Annotated in this window: 1 protein-coding gene; it reads right to left on the reverse strand. The window is 38.2% G+C overall.

What is annotated here, in order from left to right:
• Positions 1-164: 164 nt before the first annotated feature.
• Positions 165-1,048: response regulator (locus F6K53_RS45165; protein ID WP_293087691.1), on the reverse strand; the 884-nt coding region annotated here is incomplete at its 5' end.

Consider the following 1,048-nt stretch of genomic DNA (forward strand, 5'->3'; position numbering starts at 1 on the left):
ATAGCTCGCAATTTTACACTCAATTTATACCGTGACCACATGTTTGAAAACATGGCACAAGCTCAACGACTCTGTTCTTTTGGTCTAGACACGCTTAAGCAACTTTTTAGAATGAAATAGCCCTGGGTTAGGGGGGATTCCGATTCCCGATTCCCTGCGCTATACTAATTATTTTCAAGATACTTTTCTATCAATATTCTAATTTTTTTTAATTGGAATTTATTAGCATAATTCGATATAATCTGAGCAAAGGGAATAAACTTATCATCTAATTCTTTCAGATTTTCTGCCGTTTTAGTGATAGCGAACATATTCCCTTTCTTGGCCAGGTCATAAAGTTCAGCTAATACATCGTCTGGAGGAGGCAAAGTGGCGTCTGGCATAACTTTTTGAGCGGATTCAATTTTGATTTTTGATACTTCTGGAACATACTGTTCATATACCCATTCCAGTTGCAGATGCTGCTTTAATTTATCGAGTAATTCTTCAACGTTCACAGGCTTACAAAGAATATCAGTCCAGCCTATATCCTGACTCTGTTGCTGTTCTAATTCATAAACACTGGCAGATGTCGCGATTACCAGGATATGTTTCAATTGCTCTGATGAGCGGATACGTCGCATCATTTCAAAGCCATCCATAACTGGCATCACTAAGTCAGTAATAATTAAGTCAGGGTTAAATTCTGTGGCTTTTTGCAAACCCTCAACCCCATTACTCGCTTCCAAAAATTCAAATCCCAGAGGTTGTAAAAAATTAACAATAACAGAGCGATTCTCCGGTTTGTCATCTACCACTACTATTTTCCGCACCTTTCCCCGGAAACCAACGATAGTATTGGTATAAATTTTAGGTTTGTAATCCATTACTGTGGTAGTAGGTAAATCCAAATCCACAGAAAAAACGCTACCGTTGCCACAAGTACTTTCAACCTGGATAAAACTTCCCATGAGATTAACAATTTTCTGGCTAATAGCTAATCCTAGACCAGTGCCTTGATCTCGACTAGCACCACCCCCACATTGCTCAAATGGTAAAAATATTTTTT

Source organism: Moorena sp. SIO4A1, assembly GCF_010672065.1.
GTDB lineage: Bacteria > Cyanobacteriota > Cyanobacteriia > Cyanobacteriales > Coleofasciculaceae > Moorena.